General features: G+C 48.9%; 17 protein-coding genes. 16 read left to right on the plus strand and 1 reads right to left on the minus strand.

Annotation, left to right across the window (positions count from 1 at the left end; translation table 11 throughout):
* The first annotated feature begins 20 nt into the window (after positions 1–20).
* The 9 genes from LACZS1_RS04255 to rny all read left to right on the plus strand — a co-directional run bounded on the left by LACZS1_RS04255 (position 21) and on the right by rny (position 11,905).
* The gene (locus LACZS1_RS04255) at positions 21–2,339 is read left to right on the plus strand and encodes an FtsK/SpoIIIE family DNA translocase (protein ID WP_093997914.1); all 2,319 of its coding nucleotides are present in this window, start codon (positions 21–23) and stop codon (positions 2,337–2,339) included.
* An 8-nt stretch (positions 2,340–2,347) separates the two neighbouring features.
* Positions 2,348–3,610, plus strand: a complete 1,263-nt coding sequence (gene yfmF, locus LACZS1_RS04260; RefSeq protein ID WP_070650246.1) for an EF-P 5-aminopentanol modification-associated protein YfmF — start codon at positions 2,348–2,350, stop codon at positions 3,608–3,610.
* A complete protein-coding gene (gene yfmH / locus LACZS1_RS04265; protein ID WP_093997915.1) occupies positions 3,607–4,902 on the plus strand; it encodes an EF-P 5-aminopentanol modification-associated protein YfmH in 1,296 nt (431 codons plus the stop codon). Before yfmF ends, yfmH begins: the two co-directional genes overlap by 4 nt.
* Positions 4,899–5,627 carry an elongation factor P 5-aminopentanone reductase gene (gene ymfI / locus LACZS1_RS04270; RefSeq protein WP_070650244.1) on the plus strand — a complete coding sequence of 243 codons (729 nt, stop codon included), beginning with the start codon at positions 4,899–4,901 and terminating at the stop codon, positions 5,625–5,627. The genes yfmH and ymfI overlap by 4 nt, the downstream gene beginning before the upstream one ends.
* Before the next feature lie 83 nt (positions 5,628–5,710).
* A complete protein-coding gene (locus LACZS1_RS04275) occupies positions 5,711–6,649 on the plus strand; it encodes a helix-turn-helix domain-containing protein (RefSeq protein ID WP_306402902.1) in 939 nt (312 codons plus the stop codon).
* Positions 6,646–7,239, plus strand: a complete 594-nt coding sequence (pgsA, locus tag LACZS1_RS04280) for a CDP-diacylglycerol--glycerol-3-phosphate 3-phosphatidyltransferase (protein WP_070650242.1) — start codon at positions 6,646–6,648, stop codon at positions 7,237–7,239. Before LACZS1_RS04275 ends, pgsA begins: the two co-directional genes overlap by 4 nt.
* A gap of 273 nt (positions 7,240–7,512) precedes the next feature.
* Complete coding sequence (locus tag LACZS1_RS04285; protein WP_070650241.1) at positions 7,513–8,754, plus strand: competence/damage-inducible protein A; 1,242 nt, start codon at positions 7,513–7,515, stop codon at positions 8,752–8,754.
* A gap of 54 nt (positions 8,755–8,808) precedes the next feature.
* Positions 8,809–9,852 (plus strand): recombinase RecA, encoded by a 1,044-nt coding sequence (recA, locus tag LACZS1_RS04290; RefSeq protein ID WP_047107448.1) that lies wholly within the window; start codon positions 8,809–8,811, stop codon positions 9,850–9,852.
* A 481-nt stretch (positions 9,853–10,333) separates the two neighbouring features.
* The gene (gene rny / locus LACZS1_RS04295) at positions 10,334–11,905 is read left to right on the plus strand and encodes a ribonuclease Y (protein WP_010489446.1); all 1,572 of its coding nucleotides are present in this window, start codon (positions 10,334–10,336) and stop codon (positions 11,903–11,905) included.
* 138 nt (positions 11,906–12,043) lie between these two features.
* On the opposite strand, the gene LACZS1_RS04300 is transcribed toward rny, so the two are convergent.
* Positions 12,044–12,697, minus strand: coding sequence for a YigZ family protein (locus LACZS1_RS04300; protein WP_070650240.1), 654 nt, complete (start codon positions 12,695–12,697; stop codon positions 12,044–12,046).
* 27 nt (positions 12,698–12,724) lie between these two features.
* Here LACZS1_RS04300 and LACZS1_RS04305 point away from each other — a divergent pair, with 27 nt between their 5' ends.
* From LACZS1_RS04305 to ftsX, 7 genes are all read left to right on the plus strand, one after another.
* Positions 12,725–13,987 carry a DEAD/DEAH box helicase gene (locus LACZS1_RS04305; RefSeq protein ID WP_070650239.1) on the plus strand — a complete coding sequence of 421 codons (1,263 nt, stop codon included), beginning with the start codon at positions 12,725–12,727 and terminating at the stop codon, positions 13,985–13,987.
* 157 nt (positions 13,988–14,144) lie between these two features.
* Positions 14,145–14,663 carry a ComF family protein gene (locus tag LACZS1_RS04310; protein WP_070650238.1) on the plus strand — a complete coding sequence of 173 codons (519 nt, stop codon included), beginning with the start codon at positions 14,145–14,147 and terminating at the stop codon, positions 14,661–14,663.
* Between the two features lie 124 nt (positions 14,664–14,787).
* On the plus strand, positions 14,788–15,345 hold the full coding sequence (hpf, locus tag LACZS1_RS04315; RefSeq protein WP_010489439.1) for a ribosome hibernation-promoting factor, HPF/YfiA family: 558 nt from the start codon (positions 14,788–14,790) through the stop codon (positions 15,343–15,345).
* A gap of 268 nt (positions 15,346–15,613) precedes the next feature.
* The gene (secA, locus tag LACZS1_RS04320; RefSeq protein ID WP_070650237.1) at positions 15,614–17,977 is read left to right on the plus strand and encodes a preprotein translocase subunit SecA; all 2,364 of its coding nucleotides are present in this window, start codon (positions 15,614–15,616) and stop codon (positions 17,975–17,977) included.
* A 140-nt stretch (positions 17,978–18,117) separates the two neighbouring features.
* Positions 18,118–19,234 (plus strand): peptide chain release factor 2 gene (gene prfB / locus LACZS1_RS04325; protein ID WP_115656720.1). Its coding sequence is split into 2 segments (ribosomal slippage): positions 18,118–18,189 and positions 18,191–19,234, totalling 1,116 coding nucleotides; the frame shifts between segments, so codons are not numbered across the junction.
* 77 nt (positions 19,235–19,311) lie between these two features.
* Positions 19,312–19,998 (plus strand): cell division ATP-binding protein FtsE, encoded by a 687-nt coding sequence (ftsE, locus tag LACZS1_RS04330; protein WP_025012520.1) that lies wholly within the window; start codon positions 19,312–19,314, stop codon positions 19,996–19,998.
* Positions 19,988–20,875, plus strand: a complete 888-nt coding sequence (gene ftsX, locus LACZS1_RS04335) for a permease-like cell division protein FtsX (protein WP_039638830.1) — start codon at positions 19,988–19,990, stop codon at positions 20,873–20,875. Before ftsE ends, ftsX begins: the two co-directional genes overlap by 11 nt.
* The last annotated feature ends 117 nt before the right edge of the window (positions 20,876–20,992 follow it).

Consider the following 20,992-nt stretch of genomic DNA (forward strand, 5'->3'; position numbering starts at 1 on the left):
AATGGAAGGAGTATCAACACATGGCACAAAAACGCGGCGGGCGCAGGCGTCCGCGCAAAAAGCGACCAACTAAACAACAGCAGCACACCCTGAGCTGGGTTGGGGCGCTATTTGTGGTGTTTTCAAGCCTGGCGTTTTTCCGTCTGGGAATGGTTGGAACAGTGTTGGCGAATGTTTTTCGGTTAGTTGTCGGCGACAGTTTCCTGGTTGTGAGTGCCGCAACGATTGTGACCGGCATTTGGTTTCTTTTAGCTGACCGCTTACCTAAACTTGCCCGCCATGTGTGGGTAGGACTGGCGATTGTCCTCATTGCCGCGCTGGTTTTGTTGACGTCAACCACGATGGCGACTTTAAATGTTCACAGCCATTATCTTTTGACCACTTGGCGGCTGCTGCAAAATGATTTCGGCCTGATGACGACTGCCTCTCAAGTTGGTGGCGGCTTACTCGGAGCTAGCCTTTTCTCACTGCTAGCGCCGTTGTTGAGCAGCCTTGGTGCAACGATTCTGGCCTGGTTTGGCGTTGTCGCTGGCATACTCGTGTTTTTGGGAGTAGGTGCTAACCAGGTTTTTAACTGGTTGCAAGCATTGGGGCAGGCTTGCAAGCGCGGGGTACTTCAAATTCATAGCAGCTTCATTGATTTAAAGAAAGAACGTGCCAAGAAAGCGGCCGCCCGACCGAAAACATCGGCGGCAAAGCCTAAGCCAGTGTCAGTATCGGCTGATACTCAGGCAGAGCCGGCTTCGGAACGGACAGATGATTTTACAATTAACGGACCTGCGCCAGTACCGCCAGCCCCACCAAGCGAGGCGCCGACAAAAGTTGCCTCGCCGAGTTCAGCAGCACCGCATGTTTCATCGGCGAGCCAGAAACCCGCCGCTGTTCACGATCCAGATTCAGACATGCCTGCAGCGGATTATCAACTGCCGAGTTTAAACATGCTAACGGCAACGCCGCCGGTTGATCAAAGCGCTGAATATCAGGCGATTAAAACCAATCGAACCAAATTAAAAGATACGTTTGAAAGCTTTGGCGTCAAGGTGGCTGTCAAAAGTGCCACGCTAGGCCCATCAATCACCCAGTACGAGATTCAACCAGCTGTTGGCGTGAAGGTGTCCAAGATCGTGAATTTATCCGATGATCTGGCCTTGGCACTGGCCGCCAAAGACATTCGGATTGAAGCACCGATTCCGGGGAAATCACTGATTGGCATTGAGGTGCCGAATCAGCATATTGCAACAGTCGGCTTTAAAGAAGTGATGGCCGAAACACCAAAAGCACCGGATCATCCCTTGGTTTTGCCGCTTGGCCGCGATGTCAACGGGAAAGTCGTAACGTTTGATCTGACTAAAATGCCGCATTTATTGATTGCCGGGGCAACCGGTTCCGGTAAATCGGTGATGATTAATGTCATTTTGACAAGCATTCTCATGCGAACAAAGCCGACTGATGTCCGTTTAATGTTGATTGATCCTAAGCGCGTTGAGTTGTCGGTTTATAATGGCGTGCCACATCTGTTGACGCCAGTGGTCACTGAAGCTAAAAAAGCGCCAAGTGCGTTGAATAAAATTTTAACGGCTATGGACGAGCGGTATCAACGATTTGCGGCAGCCGGTGTCCGTAACATGAAGGAATTTAATCAAAAAGTCGCAGCTGATCCGGCCAGCGGGCAGACAAAAATGCCGTATATCGTTGTCATTATCGATGAATTGAGCGATTTGATGATGGTTGCCGGTCATGAAATTGAAACCGCGATTGTCCGGCTTGCGCAGATGGCGCGTGCGGCTGGGATTCATGTCATCATTGCGACCCAGCGTCCGTCGGTAGACGTGATCACCGGGCTGATGAAGGCCAACATTCCATCCCGCATTGCGTTTGCCACATCTAGCGGGATTGATTCGCGCACAATTTTGGATAGTAACGGCGCAGAGAAGCTGCTTGGCCGCGGCGACATGCTATTTTCGCCAATCGGGGCGTCAAAACCGTTGCGAATTCAAGGTGCCTTTATTCCATCGATTGATGTGGAGCGGGTCGTTAAGGCGATTACGGATCAGGTCTCACCGGCGTACGTTGAAAGCATGACACCCACGGAAAGTGTCGAAACCGAGCAGCAAGGTGATTCCGAAGACGAGTTATACGATGATGCCAAGGCGTTTGTCATTGCTCAGCAGAGTGCGTCGACATCCATGTTGCAACGGCGTTTTCGTATCGGCTATAATCGCGCGGCGCGACTCATTGATGATCTTGAGGCTAATCAAATCGTTGGCCCAAGCGAAGGCAGCAAGCCCCGAAAAGTTTTTGCCACACCAGAATCGGCAACCAATGCTAATCAGTCATGAGGGAGACTATGCAAAAAGAAATCAAGCCGGGAGTTTGGCTCATTGTTTTGCCAACTACCCAATTCAAAACAACACGTATTAATGTTCAGTTTTTGACGCCATTGCGGCGCGCGACGATCACCAAGCGCACTTTGTTGACCAGTTTATTGGAAACAAACAGTAAACAGTATCCGACGCAAGCGGCGATGGCGGCCCATTTAGAGGCACTGTATGGCGCCAACTTTAGTATCGGCGTGGCGCGGGAAGGCCGATTGCACCGGATCGGCGTCACCATGAGCACGGTCGATGATCGGTTTACGGATCAACCGTTGTTACCGCAAGCGGTCGCCTTTTTGCGGTCGGTTCTTTTTGCACCGAATTTTCAAAACGATCAATTTGATCAAGTAACTTTTGATCGGGAAAAAGAGAATCTGGATCATTATCTGGCTAGCTTGGATGATGACCGGCAGACCCAGGCCGCGTTGGGCGTGCAACGCTTATATTTTGGCGTTGATCCCGATCAAGCCATTCCGAGTTTTGGTACGCGGGAGGATTTGGCTCCGCTGACGGCCGCAGATTTGACGGACTATTATCATCAACTGATGAGTCAGGATCAAGTGATTATCACGGTTTTGGGGGATGTGCAGGAGCAGCAGGTAGAGGAGCTGTTTGCTGATTGGCCGCTGGCAGCGCGTGCCCGGACGATGCCGGCAATTGCCTTTGATTTGCCTCCGCACCCTGAAGTGCTGACCCAAACGAAAACCGTTGTGGCCCAGCAAGCCAAATTTGACTTGGCTTATCATATCACAACGGATTTGATGGGTCCCAAGTATACTGCTGCGTTAGTGGCCGAAGAATTATTTGGCGGATCCAGCCTGTCGCTTTTATTCACCAATGTACGTGAAAAAGCCAGCTTAGCATATTACGCAAGCTCGATGTTAGACGCTTTCCGGGGCCTGATGTTGGTTCAAACCGGGATCGAAGGTAAAGCCCATGATCAAGTGGCCGACTTGATTCAGCAGCAACTGGCCGCGGTGGTTAACGGCGACTTTTCCGATAAGCTTTTGCAGTCGGTTAAAGACGGGATTTTGGATCATCAACGGGCAGCGTACGACAGCCCGCGGTTTTTAACCAATCAGGCGCTGTATCAGCTATTGGTGCCAGATGCCCCTCAAGACTTTGAAAGCTTTGCGCGCCGTATTCAGGCGGTGGATCGCCAAGCGGTTCAGGAAGCAGCAGCCGGCATGAAACTTCAAGCCACATATTTTCTGACTGGGGAGGAGAGCGAATGAAGACGCAATATTTTAGCGATGTTGATGAAACCTTGGTCACGACAACGCTGCCCAACGGTTTGCAACTCCAGGTCGTACCGCGGCCGGCGTATCACAAAAGTTATGCGATTATGACCACGGACTATGGCGCGATCGATACGCGGTTTGCCCCAGATGGCAAGAAAATGGTCACTTACCCGGCTGGTATTGCGCATTTTCTAGAGCACAAACTCTTTGAAAAAGAAGACCATGATGCCTTTGATCTTTTTGGTGAAACTGGGGCCTCGGCCAATGCGTTTACCAGCGCAACCAAAACCAGTTTCCTGTTTTCGGCGACGACGCAGTTAACCAAGAATCTGCAGATTTTGCTGGATTTTGTTCAAGAACCGTTCTTCTCCGAAAGTTCGGTCGCCAAAGAACAGGGAATTATCGGCTCAGAAATTCAGATGTATCAAGACGATCCCGGCTGGCGGGTTTATGCTGGGCTGTTGGAAAATCTTTTCCCAAATCATCCGGCACACGTTGATGTGGCAGGAACAGCAGCCAGCATTGCCAAAATTACGCCGGAAATGCTTTATACGATTCATCGGATTTTCTATCAACCTAGCAATATGACGTTGGTGATTGTCGGCAATATTGATGCTGCCGAAATCATTGACTTTGTTGCCGATAATCAGGCTAAGAAGCATTTTCCGGAGCCGCAGCCCATTGCGCGCGGCGTCGAAGCTGATTTACAAACGGCCGACATTATCCCTTATCGTGAGTTGAAGATGCCGGTTAGCCGACCGAAAACACTGGTTGGCTTTAAAGGCCAGGTAGCGATCCCGCAGACAACAGAGGGATGGCGGTATCAGCTGACCATCAGGCTGTTACTTGAAGTTCTATTCGGCGATTCTTCCCAGCTATACCAGGATTGGTATGATCAGGGGCTGATTGATGATTCATTTGATTTCGATTTTACCAATCAGCGCAGTTTTAGTTACGGGCTTGTCGGCGGTGATACGGATGATCCTCAAGCATTGAGTGCCGCGATTAAACAGGTTTTGCTGCACGCAACGGCACAGTCTGATTTGACGAGCGAGCGGGTTGAGTTGATCAAGCGCGCTTCGTTGGGTAAGTATTATGCTGGACTGAACGGCCTGAATGGGGTTGCAAATCAATTGAGCGCCTTGAGTTTTGGCCAGGCGCGGCTGTTTGATTTTCCGCAGATTTTGAACAGTATTAGCTTCAATGACGTCAAGGAACTGATTCCCAAAATTTTCCAATCTGACGCCTTGACGGTTTTGACCATGCTTCCGGAGGGGCAATCATGAGAGCTGCACTGATTATTGGCGCGTCAGGTGATATTGGGCAGGCGGTCGCTACGAAAATGGCAGCAGATGGTTGGTCGCTATATCTTCACTATTATCGTCACGAAAAAATCGTAACGGATCAGGTCAAAACCTTTCAGGTGGCCTATCCGCACCAGGACTTTATTCCGCTCCAATATGATCTAACCGATGATCAGCATTTAGACGAATTAACCGCGCAACTATTCAGCCTTGATGCGGTTATTTTTGCTGCCGGGATGACTTATTATCATCTTTTCAAAGAAACGACCGTGCCAGAAATGACGGCGTTGATGCGGGTGCATTTGTTGACGCCGATGGTGCTGTTAACCAAGGTGGAACATAAGCTGGCCCAATCCGGACATGGCCGGGTGATTTTCATCGGTTCGGTTTACGGCGGAACCGGTTCGGCGATGGAAGTGGCTTATAGCACGGTAAAGGGAGCGCAAAGTGCGTTTGTCAAAGCTTATGCGCAAGAGGTGGCAAGCCTTGGCATCACGGTTAATGTTGTTGCTCCAGGTGCGGTGTCGACAAAAATGAATACGCAGATGTTTGATCAGTCATCGTTAGCCAAGGTCCGGGCCGAAATTCCGGCGGCTAGGTTTGCGACCCCGCAGGATATTAGTTACTATGTCACTATGCTGACTGCCAAAGATGCTGCTTACCTGACAGGCCAGACCCTTTACGTCACAGGTGGCTGGCGCATCTAGCAAACAAAGGATTTCTTAAGGCTTACAGATGGTTTTTCATGCTATACTAAAAATTAATAAAAAATAGCGGGTGAAGAAAACATATGGATGAAATTGGGCAAAAATTACGGGACGCCCGGATTGAAAAGGGTTATACCATTGATGATCTGCAACAGATCACCAAAATCCAAAAACGCTATCTGATTGCCATCGAAGAAGGACATTTCGATGCGCTGCCAGGTGATTTTTATGTGCGTGCTTTCATCAAACAATATGCCGATACGGTCGGTCTTGACGGCGATGAGCTCCTAACGCAGTTTCAGCAGGATATCCCGGAACCGCAGCCAAAAGAATATGCTGCTCAATCAGTTGAAAATAAGACGCGCGCAACCCGTGCTGAAGAAGCCAGTCCAGTCAACCGATTGCGGCGTTATTTACCGCAGATTGCAGTGGCAGGGATTGTAGTTGTAGCGGTTATTGTCATTTATGCTGTGATGTTGATGTCACAATCAGGACCGAAGCAGACGATACCTGCAGATTCTGAAAGCGTTGCGGTTTCGTCTAAACGCAGTAGCGCAAAGTCATCGAAGTCGTCAAAATCATCATCGTCCTCATCAAAGTCCAGCAAGGCATCCGCTTCAAGCAGTTCCAAGCCATCTGAAAGAACGTCCAAGCAGAAGAAAGAAAAGAGCGGTAAACTCGATATTTCTGTCGCGGCTGCTAATGGCGCAACACAGGCGGTTACGCTCAAAAATCTGCCGACTACCGGCAACAAGCTTACTTTAGGTGCTAAGGGAGCAACGGCATGGGTTTCAGTGATTGTCAATGGTACGACCACTTGGCAAGGATCTTTAACATCTGGCAATACGCAAGAAGTCTCACTGCCGGATAACGCATCAACCTTCCAAGTCCGTTCTGGTAATGCAACGGCAACAACCATCAAACTGAATGACAAAGACGTTGACATTTCAAACGGAACCAGCATCGTGCGGACAATCACCTTCACAAACAGTACCAGTGAAAGCGAGGGGTCCCAAGAATGAATCTTCCAAACAAGTTGACGTTGATCCGGATCTTCCTAATTCCGGTTTTCACGTTGTTACTTGCGTTTAATTGGCCAGCGGGTTATCTGACCATTGCAGGAACCAAGGTGGCGGTCAGTTGGTTCGTCGCATTGATTATTTTCATCATTGCGTCACTCACCGACTTTGCAGACGGTCATATTGCCCGCAGTCAACACTTAATAACCAACTTTGGCAAGTTTGCCGATCCATTGGCGGACAAGCTGTTAGTCATGACCGCCTTTATCTTTTTAACCGCTGCTGGGCAGATTCCGGCATGGGGAACGGCGATCATTCTCTGGCGGGAGTTGGCAGTGACCGGTTTACGGCTTCTACTTTCCAATAAAGGTGAAGTTCTCGCAGCGGCATGGCCCGGCAAGATTAAAACCAACACCCAGATGTTTGCGATTATTTTTCTGATGTTAAACAACGCGTGGTTTAACAACATCAACGTGCCGTTTGCGCTGATTCTCTTCTACGTCGCCGTGTTCTTCACCATTTATTCAGGGGTGGAATACTTCTACAAAAATCGCGCTGTCTTCGCTGATTCGTTTGGTTCGAGTCATGAATAAGTTTGGTAAAAACCCAGGTCAGGTGATCTGGTTTTTTTAGTACGCAGACTTTTGCGCCAGTGTGGGCTATGTAAGCCGGTAGTTAGGGGACCACACAGTCTTGTTGGCAAAGGCTGTTTTGTGCAATCGCAGGTAGTAAAATGGATTGTAAGCAAATAGCAGCGTTTTTAATGTGAGATGCGTCACGTTGCAATGGCCTTTATCCAGAAAATTTTGATTTGAAAAAGGGAAAAAAAGAATTAAAGTCGAACTCTATTGTTAGGTGGGAAAGATATGCAAGCAGAAATTATTGCTGTCGGAACTGAAATTCTGATGGGACAGATTACTAATACTAATGGCGCCTATATGGCTAAACAGTTGGCCGCTTTAGGCATTGCCAGCTATCATCAACAGGTTGTCGGTGACAATGCGCAGCGCCTGGCTGATGCGATCAGCTTAGCCGAAAAACGCAGTGACATTGTGATTTTGATCGGTGGTTTAGGACCCACACCAGATGACCTGACGAAACAAACGTTGGCGGCTCATCTGAATTTGCCGTTGGTTGAAGATGCGGATGCCATGGCAAAACTGGCGGCGCGGGTAAAACAACAGCAACGGCCAATGACGCCAAATAATAAGTTACAGGCGATGTATCCGCAAGGTGCTGATATATTGGTTAATCGTGTCGGGCTGGCAGTCGGTGCCTGGGTCGAACAACACCAACATGCCTATGTACTACTGCCTGGGCCGCCTAAGGAATTTATCCCAATGGTTGATCATGAGCTATTACCTCGTTTGGCCAAGTATAGCGGCCACCATGAAGCTTTTGTCAGCCGCGTGATGCGCTTCTTTGGCGTTGGTGAATCACAACTGGTGACGGATTTGGGTGACTTGATTGCCAAGCAAACGAATCCGACATTAGCCACTTACATCAAGGACCATGAGGTGACCATTCGGGTGACAGCTAGCGGTGAGACCCAAGCAGACGCTGAAGCAAAATTGGAACCGGTGATTGGCGCCATTATGGAGCGCGAGGGACGTTACTTTTATGGTTATGGTGATGATAATAGCCTCGCTAAAGAGTTGGTCAAGGCATTAGTGGCGACCGACAAGCAAATAACGGCAGCAGAGAGCTTGACAGCCGGTGCGTTTCAGGCGGCTTTGGGGGATGTTCCCGGCGTCTCGGATTATTTCAAAGGCGGCTTTGTGACCTATGCATTAGCCACTAAGGCAGCATTTTTGAATATTGACGCGCGTGAGTTAGCGGCTCATGGGGTAGTGAGTGAATTTACCGCCAAAGCAATGGCCGAGCATGCCCGTCAGCGGGCTGCGGCCGATATTGCAGTCAGTTTTACCGGCGTGGCCGGGCCCGACACACTGGAAGGCCAGCCAGCGGGGACAGTTTGGATCGGCTTAGCGAGGATGGGCCAGGCGCCGGTTGCACAGGTTTATCATTTTCCCGGTGGCCGCAATGATGTGCGCAAACGCGCGGTTATGACCGGCATGATGATCGCATTGAAGAGCTTGCGGGATTAATGTTCGGAACGATTGAAAAGTTGGAGAGGTAGCAATGACAGGGGGCGGCAGGAAGTGGCGGACACAGAACGACAAGAAGCGTTAGCAACAGCACTAAAAAAGATTGAAAAGAATTTTGGTAAAGGTGCCATCATGAAAATGGGCGACAAGGCTGATACGCGGGTTTCCGCCATTTCCAGTGGCTCACTTGCGATTGACGAAGCGCTTGGCGTTGGTGGACTACCACGCGGGCGGATTATCGAGATGTACGGTCCTGAAAGTTCCGGGAAAACCACCGTTGCCTTGCATGCGGTGGCAATGGTGCAGCAGCATGGCGGAACCGCCGCGTATATTGATGCGGAAAATGCCATGGATCCTAAGTATGCGACCGCGCTGGGCGTCAATATTGATGAACTGTTGCTCTCTCAACCGGATACTGGAGAACAAGGGCTGGAAATTGCTGACGAATTGGTCGCTTCCGGAGCAATTGATATTCTGGTGATTGATTCGGTGGCGGCATTGGTACCCCAAGCCGAAATAGATGGCGATATGGGCGATGCGCACGTTGGCTTACAGGCGCGACTGATGTCACAAGCGTTGCGGAAGCTGTCTGGCAACATCAGTAAGACGAAGACCATTGCCGTTTTTATTAACCAGATTCGCGAGAAAGTCGGCATCGTTTTTGGCAACCCAGAAATAACGCCAGGTGGTCGGGCCTTGAAGTTTTATGCAACGGTGCGGTTGGAAATTCGCCGTTCCGAACAGATTAAAAACGGTGCTGAAATTATCGGCAATCGTACTAAAATCAAGGTCGTTAAAAATAAAGTGGCGCCGCCTTTTAAAGTGGCGATTGTGGACATTATGTATGGCCGCGGCATTTCGCAAAGCGGCGAACTAGTCGACATGGCGGTTGAAAAAGACATCGTTGAAAAGTCCGGGTCGTGGTATGCTTATCAAGGTGAGCGAATTGGCCAAGGACGCGAGCATGCCAAGACTTATCTTGAAACTCATGAGGAAATGCGTAAGAAGATTGAGGGGCAAGTGCGTGAGGCATATGGAATGCCGTTAAACCAAGTGATTGAAGTGGACGATCCGGATGAATCGGCGCGAGCTTCATGACAGTATCGACTTGTTAAATGATTCGGAAATTGAATAGTGAAATTCATGTTGTACAGACACTAGCCGGCGATTTTTTTGGTTAGTGTCTTTTTGGTTTGGGATTGGAAAATAAGGGGTGTGGGGCAATTCGGTTCCGAAACGCGTTCGCAGGCCCAGAAACCTGCGTGTAAGGACCTCAGCCCTAAATGTCTAAAGCCGGGCTAGTGCGGGAATAAGGAGTGTGGGGCAATCCGGTTCCGAAACGCGCTCACAGTCGCAGAAATCTACGTGTAAGGACCTCAAGCCTAAATGGCCAAAGCCCAGCCATTTAGGCTTGAGGCCACTTACACTCCGATTTCTAAACGCTCCTGCTCGCGCTCTTGCCCTGTTGACACCTTCATTGCCAGCACGTAAACTGATAGAGGTGTAATAATTTAAAAAAGCATCAAAGATTTTGATCAACAAGATGATTGAATCGCTTAGATGATGCGGAGGTGAAATGATGAGTTCAGTAACACTGGTCTCAATAACCCTCGCAGCAGTCATCGCTTTAGCGGTCGGTTTATTGATCGGATTTGCACTTCAAAAGAAGCTCCACCAGAACAGTTTGGATCGAGCGACGCAGACAGCAGAAGGTATCATTGAGGCCGCTAAAAAAGAAGCAGCGACTTTAAAAAAAGAGAAACTGCTGGAAGCAAAAGATGAGAATCATCGCTATCGAACCCAACTTGAAGATGAATTGAAAGATCGGCGGGCGGAAGTCCAGAAGTCGGAACATCGACTGAATCAGCGGGAAGATACTCTGGATCGGCGTGATGATACGCTGGATCGTAAGGAGCAGAGTCTTGCTGACCGAGAAGCAAATTTGAACAAGCGGCAGCAACAGCTAGATGAACGTGAACAAGATATCTCTTCAGAAATCAGCAAACAACAGACAGAGCTTGAACGAATTGCCGAGTTAACGCATGAACAGGCTCGAACTCAGATCCTTGATGAAACGCAATCGGAATTGACGCATGAACGCGCTGTTATGATCAAAGAAAGTGAAGATGAAGCTAAGGAAGCTGCGGATAAGAAAGCCAAGGTACTGATCGCGGATGCTATCCAGCGCAGTGCTTCGGATATCGTTGCAGAAACAACGGTTACCGTAGTGAACTTGCCTAATGACGACATGAAAGGCCGCATTATCGGTCGTGAAGGTCGCAATATTCGGACGCTTGAGACTTTGACGGGCATCGACTTGATTATTGACGATACCCCACAAGCCGTTGTTTTGAGCGGCTTTGATCCGATCCGGCGAGAGATCGCCCGGATCGCCTTGGAGAAGCTCATTCAAGATGGTCGGATTCATCCGGCACGCATTGAAGAAATGGTTGATAAAGCACGCAAAGAAATGGATGACCGTATCCGAGAAATTGGTGAACAAGCCATTTTTGACGTGGGCATCCATAACATGCATCCTGATCTGATTAAGATTTTGGGTCGGTTGCATTTTCGGACAAGTTACGGCCAGAATGTCCTGGATCATTCGATTCAGGTTGCAAAGCTGGCTGGTGTCATGGCTGCTGAATTAGGAGAAGATGTTACCTTAGCAAAACGTGCGGGGTTATTACATGATATTGGTAAGGCACTCGATCACGAGGTAGACGGATCTCACGTTGAAATCGGGGTTGAGCTGGCAACAAAGTACAAGGAACCAAAGACGGTCATTAACGCCATTGCATCCCATCATGGTGACGTTGAGCCGACCAGTGTCATTTCGGTGCTGGTCGCCGCCGCTGATGCTATTTCCGCCGCTCGCCCAGGCGCACGGTCGGAATCGCTTGAAAATTACCTGCATCGCTTAGAAAAACTGGAAGCCATTGCCAACAGTCATGCTGGCGTTGATCACAGTTTCGCGATTCAGGCTGGTCGCGAAGTACGCGTGATTGTTCAACCGGAAAAGCTCTCTGATGATCAGAGTGTGATTTTGGCACGGGACATTCGCAATGAAATCGAAAAAGAATTAGAGTATCCGGGTCACATCAAAGTTACCGTGATTCGTGAAACCCGAACCGTTGAATATGCTAAATAGACACGCGGTGAGCTAACGCTAGTGATTGGATGCCGAGTGTCGCGTCAAAAAGATCCGCAAGATGAGCCTTGTCTTGCGGATCTTTTTTGTACCCCAATGACTGCTGACGATTTTTTAGTCACAATCTGTCCGCGACCGTCATTCCCGATTTTTGGCAAACGGATATGGTGCCTCGCGATACTCACTCTGACCGATTGACGGTGAAAACTGACCATTCAGAAAATCATTAATCAACGCTAATGAAGCCTCTAGTTGGTCTTCATCCAAGTACAGCGTCATGGTGACATTCACGCCGTAATCAATTTTGGCAATGGTGAGGTGATGGGTGGTCAAAAAGTGTTGTAACGGTTCAAGATCGGCGTAAGGGATCTGGAATGTGACCGTTTTTTGCTTGATGCGCGCCACAATGCCGATGGTTTCAATGGCGTTGTTGACGTTGCCGGCATAGGCGCGAATCAGTCCACCGGCACCAAGTTTGATGCCGCCAAAATAGCGGGTCGTGACGGCTACCACGTCGCGGATGTTGTGGTTCAGCAAACCTTCTAGCGTAGGGCTTCCGGCGGTTCCGGAAGGCTCGCCGTTGTCGCTTGCCCGCTGAATCTGACTTTCATCGCCGAGAACATAGGCATAGACATTGTGATTGGCTTTGGCATTTTCGTGGCTGATTTGGTCAATGATGGTTTTGGCTTCATCCTCGCTTTGGATGCGGGCTAAATGGGTGATGAAGCGCGATTTTTTGATGATCCGGGTATAATTTCCGGTTTCTTTAATAGTGAGATATGGCTTGGTCATGCGTAATCTCCTTTTGAGGTGATAAAAATGGATCTTGCTGGGGCACAACTCACCCAACCTGAGCTGGCACGGTTGGCTGTCTCTAATATAGCACAGGCCACCGTGGTACCGGCATTGGTTAAAGATAAGGGTCATTGGCGCTGTCAGCGGTGCCGCAGCCAGTTGCCAGTGGCATTGCCGGATGGCCGCTACTATTGTCCGGAATGCGTGACGTTGGGACGATTGACTGACCGGGATAGCCTTTATCGATTTGACCAACCACATCAGCCAGTTGGAGACGGTCGGTTGACTTGGCACGGTACGCTCACGCCGGATCAGCAAGCGGCTTCGGATGCGTTAATGGCGAGTGTGACGGCTGGTCGTGATCATCTCATCTGGGCAGTTACCGGTGCAGGGAAAACCGAGATGTTATTTCCAACTGTGGCGCGGCTGATCCAGCAACAACAACGCGTTGCGATCGTCTCACCGCGAATTGATGTTATCCGAGAACTGGCACCCCGATTTAGCGCAGCATTTGCAACGACACCGATTACCGTGCGTTATGGCGGTCATTTTGATCAGACCGATAGTGACTTGCTATTGGCGACAGTGCATCAGCTGCTGCGATTTTATCAGGCGTTTGACCTGATTGTTGTTGATGAGGTCGATGCGTTCCCCATGAACGGCACGCCAATGTTGCATCAGGCCGTTCAGCAGGCACGCCGCGGATCAGTGGCATATTTAACCGCGACACCGGATCGGGTATTGAAAAAAGCGTTGCACCACGGTCTGGGTGTTAGCAGGCTGTTTCGCCGGTTTCATGGCCATCCCTTACCTGTTCCGACTATTCGATTGATGAATCTGCAAAAAGTGCCGCGCCAGCTCCCGACTGCGATGGTCACGTGGATTCGCCAGGTCCTCGCAACGGAGCGAGTTTGTTTGTTATTTGTGCCCAAAATCAGTTGGGCAGAACAGGTCGCTGATGTGCTGCGCCAACTGGGGTTAAAAACTGCCGGGGTAGCCAGTACCGATCCGCAGCGGGCCGAAAAAGTCATGGCATTTCGGCAACGGCAACTCGATGTTCTGGTTACGACCACCATTTTGGAAAGAGGGGTGACAGTCACCCAGTGTGCGGTGGGGGTGATTGCAGCCGCGGATCGGGAATTCTCGGCTGCGGCTTTGATTCAGATTGCGGGCCGTGCCGGACGGGCGGCGGACAGCCCAGATGATCCGGTCGTGTTCTTCACGGATCGCTATACGCTGGCGTTATTGGTCGCTAAACGCCAGATTGTGATGATGAACGGAAGGTGATGGTATGCGTTGCATCGGATGTGATCGACCCACCGACCGCAGTTTGCAACTGACGACTTTATTTGCGCATGGGCCACTGCTGGCACCGAGATTATGTCACAGTTGTTTAAGTCGCTTTTGCCCGATAACCGGGGCGACCTGTGCCGGATGCGGGCGGATGCAGCCTACCGAGCAATTGTGTTCGGATTGTCGCAAGTGGGAACGCCAAGGAACGCTTTTACATAATCGGGCGTTATTTGCATATGATGCTAGCATGAAAGCGTGGATTTACCAGTATAAAGGGCTTGGCGATTACCGACTGCACGTGGCGTTTCAGGATCTGATCGCCGCGCGTTTGCGGCATGCGTCTGCACTTGTGCCGATTCCAAGTGAGCCAAAGCATTTTGAATTACGCGGCTTTGATCCGATTCTCGGCTTATTTGGCTGCTTACGGTTGCGGTCGTGGTTGCGTAAAACGGCCACCGAGCGACCACAAGCCCAAAAGACCCGACAGGAACGCCTGAAGACACCGCAAAGTTTTCATGTTCTGGTGCCGGAACAGACGTTGAACCGGGTTCGGCAAATCACACTGCTCGATGATTTGTATACGACTGGACGGACTTTATACCATGCACGCGATGCATTGGTGGCAGCCGGTTTTAAAGGAACAATTGACGCGTTGACATTAATTCGCTGAATTGCGGCTTTTGTTGTGTCTGACTGCAACATTCGGGTATAATGAAATTGAAGATTGGAAGGGTTTTATCCCAGCCAATCAGCGTGTAAGCATTTGGTTACACGCAGGAAAGGGGAGAAGTTTTATGCTCACATACAATGTTCGTGGCGAAAACATCGAAGTCACCGAAGCCATCAGAAATTACGTGGAGAAGCGAATTAGCAAACTGAACAAGTTCTTCGGAGGTTCAGTCACTGCGACGGCGCACGTCAATTTGAAGGTTTATCCGGATAAGACAGCTAAAGTCGAAGTGACGATCCCACTCTCGTTTTTGACCCTGCGTGCGGAAGAAACCAGTCCTGATTTATACGCCAGCATTGATCTTGTAACTGATAAGCTGGAGCGGCAGGTTCGCAAGTTCAAGACGAAGATCAATCGTAAATCCCGTGAAAAAGGCTTTGGGCAAATTGATGTTGACACTAGTGCACCAGCTGAGCCAAAGCCAGCCGAAGATGATGATAATCTGACGGTGGTACGGACAAAGCGAGTTTCATTAAAGCCAATGGATTCGCAAGAAGCCATTTTACAAATGGATATGCTGGGCCACAACTTCTTCATCTTCGAAGATGCCGATACAAATGGTACGAGCATTGTTTACAAGCGTCGTGATGGACGTTACGGCCTGATCGAAACCAACGAATAAATAAATACCCTTTAAACAAAAACAAGGCTGCTGATTTACCGGCAGTCTTGTTTTTGTTTGGCAAGCGCGGCAACCATTTGCTTTCATTGGCTGGCATTAAGTTTGGTGGCATTCATGTTCTGGGCATCACGACTGAGTTAAATAACCGAAAATGTCATCATGGTATTTTCAATCTCCCCGTGAAAATGTTAAGATGTTACAATGTATCAATGTTAGAATGATTAAAGTGTGTTAGATTCACGAGGTTTCGACAGAGAGGAATCCATTTATGGCCAATATTCTTAGAAAATGGGTCGAAAGCGATAAGCGAGAGATCGGTCGCCTCGGCAAAATCGCTGATCAGGTTCAGCGCTATGAAGATGAATATGCAGCATTATCTGATGAACAATTAAAAGCAAATACCCAGAAATTTAAAGATCGGCTTGCAGCAGGCGAAACTCTGGACGATATTTTACCAGAAGCTTTTGCAACTGCTCGTGAAGGTGCCAAGCGGGTTTTGGGACTGTTCCCGTTTCGGGTTCAGATTATCGGCGGCATCGTGTTACACGAAGGTAATATTGCGGAGATGAAAACCGGTGAAGGTAAAACTTTGACCGCTACCATGCCCGTTTATTTGAATGCCTTGACTGGCAAAGGTGTACACGTTGTTACGGTTAACGAGTACCTATCCACCCGTGATGCCACGGAAATGGGCGAGTTGTATAACTGGCTTGGCTTGAGTGTTGGGCTGAATCTCAACTCCAAGAACAGCGATGAAAAGCGCGAAGCCTACAATTGCGACATTACCTATTCGACCAACAGTGAACTTGGGTTTGATTACCTGCGGGATAACATGGTTGTTTACAAGGAACAAATGGTTCAGCGTCCGTTGAATTTTGCCATTGTCGATGAGGTGGATTCCATCTTGATCGATGAGGCGCGGACACCGTTGATCATTTCCGGTGGTGCCGAGAAGACAACCGGCCTTTATATTCGGGCTGATCGGTTTGTGAAAACGTTGAAAGCCGATACCGATTACAAGATTGACTGGCCGACTAAGACCATTTCCCTGACAGAAAGCGGCATCCGCAAAGCCGAAAAGAATTTTGGCTTGGATAACCTGTATGACACGGAAAATACTGCGTTGACCCATCATATCGATCAAGCCTTGCGTGCTAATTATATTATGCTCAAGGATATCGATTATATGGTCTCCAACGGCGAAGTTCTGATTGTCGATCAGTTTACCGGTCGGGCAATGGAAGGCCGGCGTTATTCTGATGGCCTGCATCAGGCGATCGAAGCTAAAGAAGGCGTCCAGATTCAGGATGAAAATAAGACGATGGCCAACATCACTTATCAGAACTTCTTCCGGATGTATAACAAACTGGCTGGGATGACCGGGACGGCGAAAACCGAGCAAGAGGAATTCCGCGAAATTTATAACATGGAAGTTATTTCGGTGCCGACTAATAAGCCGGTTATTCGAGTTGATTCGCCCGATGTACTTTATCCGACACTGGATGCCAAGTTCAATGCCGTTGTTGAAGACATCAAAAAGCGCCACAAGAAAGGCCAGCCAATTTTGGTCGGGACCGTTGCAATTGAATCGAGTGAACGGTTGAGTAAGCAGCTTGATAAAGCCAAAATTCCGCACACTGTTTTGAATGCGAAAAACCATTTTAAAGAAGCAGAAATTATCATGAATGCCGGCCAACGTGGGGCAGTTACCATCGCGACCAACATGGCCGGACGTGGTACCGATATTAAATTAGGACCCGGCGTGACTAAATTAGGCGGGCTTGCTGTTATCGGGACCGAGCGCCATGAAAGTCGCCGGATCGATAACCAGTTGCGTGGTCGTTCCGGTCGGCAAGGTGATCCGGGTTCGACTCAATTTTATTTGAGCCTTGAAGATGATTTGATGAAGCGTTTTGGTTCAGAACGCATCAAAGCCATGCTGGATCGATTCAAAGTCGCAGATGATGATCAGGTCATTCAAAGTCGCATGATTTCCCGGCAAGTCGAGTCCGCCCAGAAGCGGGTTGAAGGGAACAACTACGATACCCGTAAGAATACGTTGCAATACGATGATGTGATGCGTGAACAGCGTGAGGTTATCTACAAGCAGCGGCAGCAGATCATTAATGAAAATGAGACGCTGAAGCCGGTCTTGATGGCGATGATCAATCGTACGATTACCCGAATCGTTCAAACCCATACGCAAGGCGAACAGAAAGACTGGAATCTGGATGCGCTGTATGCGTGGATCACCGCGAACATGATTGATCCGGAGAAATTCAAGCGCAGCGAATTGGATGGTAAGTCACAAGATGAATTGATTGGTTTGCTGGCAGATCTGGCAGAAACAAACTTTAAACAAAAGAATAAGCAACTAGGCGATGATGCCCAGATGCTTGAATTTGAGAAGGTTGTTATCTTGCGAGTGGTTGACTCGGCTTGGACCGATCATATTGATGCCATGGATCAGCTACGTCAGTCCATTGGTTTGCGTGGTTATGGTCAAATGAATCCGTTAGTCGAATACCAAGAAGAAGGCTATCGGATGTTTGAAGAAATGATTGCCTCAATTGACGATGACGTTACCCGGCTGTTCATGAAAGCCGAAATCCGGCAAAATATTCGCCGTTAACAATGAACAGACGCCCCGGCACTGCAATTTTGACTTGCGGTACTGGGGTGTTTTGGGGATAGCGGTAGAAAAACGGTAGTCAAGCAGTTGGTTCAGATCGGACTGGCTCACGCTCACTTATTTGGGAAAGGATTTAGACGATGGAACTTAATGTTATGCGTAACACCTTGGCCGCCATGCGGACCAAAATAAATCAATTTAGGGGGTCACTTTGACCTCGATGCGTTGAACGAACGGATCACTGAAAATGAAGGCAAAATGGCTGAGCCGGGCTTTTGGGATGATTCTGAAGCCGCCCAAAAAGTGATCGATGCCAACAATGCGTTGAAGGAAAAGCATGATCGTTTTTATGCCCTTGAAAACGAACTGGAAGATCTTGAAGCTGGTCTCGAGCTGTTGCAGGACGAACCTGATGCGGATTTGCAGCATGAAGAAGAAACCAAGATTAAGGATCTTCAAGACAAGCTCGATCATTATGAAATGCAGCTCCTTTTGAACGGCCCGTACGATCACAACAATGCCATTTTGGAAATTCATCCTGGCGCTGGCGGCACGGAATCGCAAGACTGGGGGTCCATGTTGATGCGCATGTATCAGCGCTGGGCCGACCAAAATGGCTTCAAGGTGGAAGTAGCCGATTATCAACCAGGTGACGAAGCCGGGATCAAAAGCGTGACGTTGCTCATTAACGGTGAAAATGCCTATGGGTTGCTTAAAAGCGAAAAAGGCGTGCATCGGCTGGTACGGATATCGCCGTTTGATTCCGCCGGCCGCCGCCATACCAGTTTTGCCTCCGTCGATGTGATGCCGGAACTCGATAATTCGATTCAAGTCGATATTCGTCCGGAAGACGTCAAAATGGAAGTGTTCCGTTCTAGCGGTGCCGGTGGTCAGCATATTAACAAAACCTCCAGTGCGGTTCGGCTGATTCATATTCCGACTGGCATTGTTACCTCAAGCCAGGCACAACGGTCACAATTCCAAAATAAAGCGACCGCGATGGCGATGTTAAAAGCCAAGTTGTATCAGCGTGAAGAAGAGGCCAAACGCGCCAAAGCCAAGGCAATTCAAGGCGAACAAAAAGATGTCGCGTTTGGCTCCCAGATTCGGTCTTACGTTTTCCATCCATACACGATGGTGAAGGATCATCGAACCAATTACGAAACCGGCAACGGTAACGCCGTCATGGATGGCGACCTCAATCCTTTTATCAACGCTTATTTACAGTGGGAACTTTCGCAGAAAAATCCGGATTAAAACTGTAATCTGCCTGAAACCTTGCTGACTTAATCGCCTGTTATACTGTCTCTAGCTTAGAAAAAGGAGCAAAATGCATGATTCAAATGGAAAACGTGACGAAGCAATACGCTAACGGCGTCACCGCCATCAAGGATGTGAATCTTAAGATCCAAGATGGTGAGTTTGTTTACGTCATTGGGCCTAGTGGTGCCGGAAAATCGACGCTTGTTAAAATGCTATACCATGAATTGATGCCGACCAGCGGCACCATTAAAATTGATAACTTTGACTTTTCGACCATGAAGCCTTCAGAGGTACCATTTTTGCGTCGCCACATCGGCATTGTCTTTCAAGACTTTAAACTCTTGCCGCGATTGACCGTGTATGAAAATGTTGCCTATGCGATGCAGGTTATCGAAGCGCCGGATGATGAAATCAAAGACCGGGTGCTCGAAGTATTGGGGCTCGTTGGCTTGGAGCAGAAGTTGCGCCGTTTTCCTGATGAATTATCTGGTGGTGAACAGCAGCGGGTGTCAGTTGCCCGTGCGATTGTGAACAAGCCAAAGGTGTTGATTGCTGATGAACCAACCGGTAACCTGGATCCGCAAACCTCCGATGAAATTGTCGATATCCTCGAACGGATCAACGCCAACGGTACGACCGTTATTATGGCGACGCATAACAAGGATATTGTCAATGAACGGCAACACCGGCTGCTTGAAATTGCCGGTGGTCGTTTAGTTCGTGACGAAGAAGGAGGCACATACGGCAATGAAGAGTAAAGTCTTTTTCCGCCATGTCAAAGATTCTCTGCGCAGTTTGCGGCGTAACGGCTGGATGTCAGTTGCCGCCGTCAGTGCCGTGACGGTAACCTTGTTACTTGTCGGCATTTTTATGGCATTAATCTTCAACTTGCACCATATTTCGCAACAGGTTGAAAATGATGTTCAGGTGCGGGTTTATATTGATAAAAAAACAACAGTTAAGCAACGGGATGAGTTAAAGAACAAGCTGAAGAAACTTGATCATGTCAATAAAGTGACTTACCGTTCCCGTCAGCAGGAATTGGATACAATTATCGGCGGTTACGGATCTCAGTGGCGGATGTTCTCCGGCGATCAGAATCCGTTAAGCGACGTCTATATGGTTAAGACGACCAGCCCCAAGGCAACGATAACCGTGTCTAAAGAGGCGCAGAAGCTCGATCATGTTGTTGATGCCAGTTACGGGGGCAGAACGGCGAAGAAACTCTTTAATTCTGTCGATCTTGCCCAAAAGTGGGGGCTTGGCTTCACGATTCTGCTCCTATTTGTCGCCGTGTTCCTGATCAACAACACCATCCGAATTACGATTTTATCGCGTTCCGACGAAATCAGAATTATGCGGTTAGTCGGCGCAACCAATTCCTATATTCGGTGGCCGTTCTTACTTGAAGGGGCATGGACCGGCTTGTTCGGGGCAATCCTGCCGATCGTTGTTGTTGATGTCGGTTATGCCGTTGTCTACCATAGTTTCAGCATGGCTAACGGCGCCAGTGGCTATTCACTGTATGCCAATATGCCATTCCTGTTCTGGTTAGACTTGATGCTAGCCGGCATCGGGATCGTCATCGGCGCGCTCGGATCGGTCATCTCAATGCGGCGGTTCCTTAAGTTCTAGAGCATTAATTAGTCTATGAAAGTTAATCTAATCAAATTTACAAAATAGACTGGTCATCATTCACGACCACAGTATATAAACGGACGTATTCTTTAGTAAAGAGGATATGTTCGTTTT

It is taken from the genome of Lacticaseibacillus zeae subsp. silagei, from assembly GCF_030770335.1.
In the GTDB taxonomy this organism is placed as follows: Bacteria; Bacillota; Bacilli; order Lactobacillales; family Lactobacillaceae; genus Lacticaseibacillus; species Lacticaseibacillus zeae.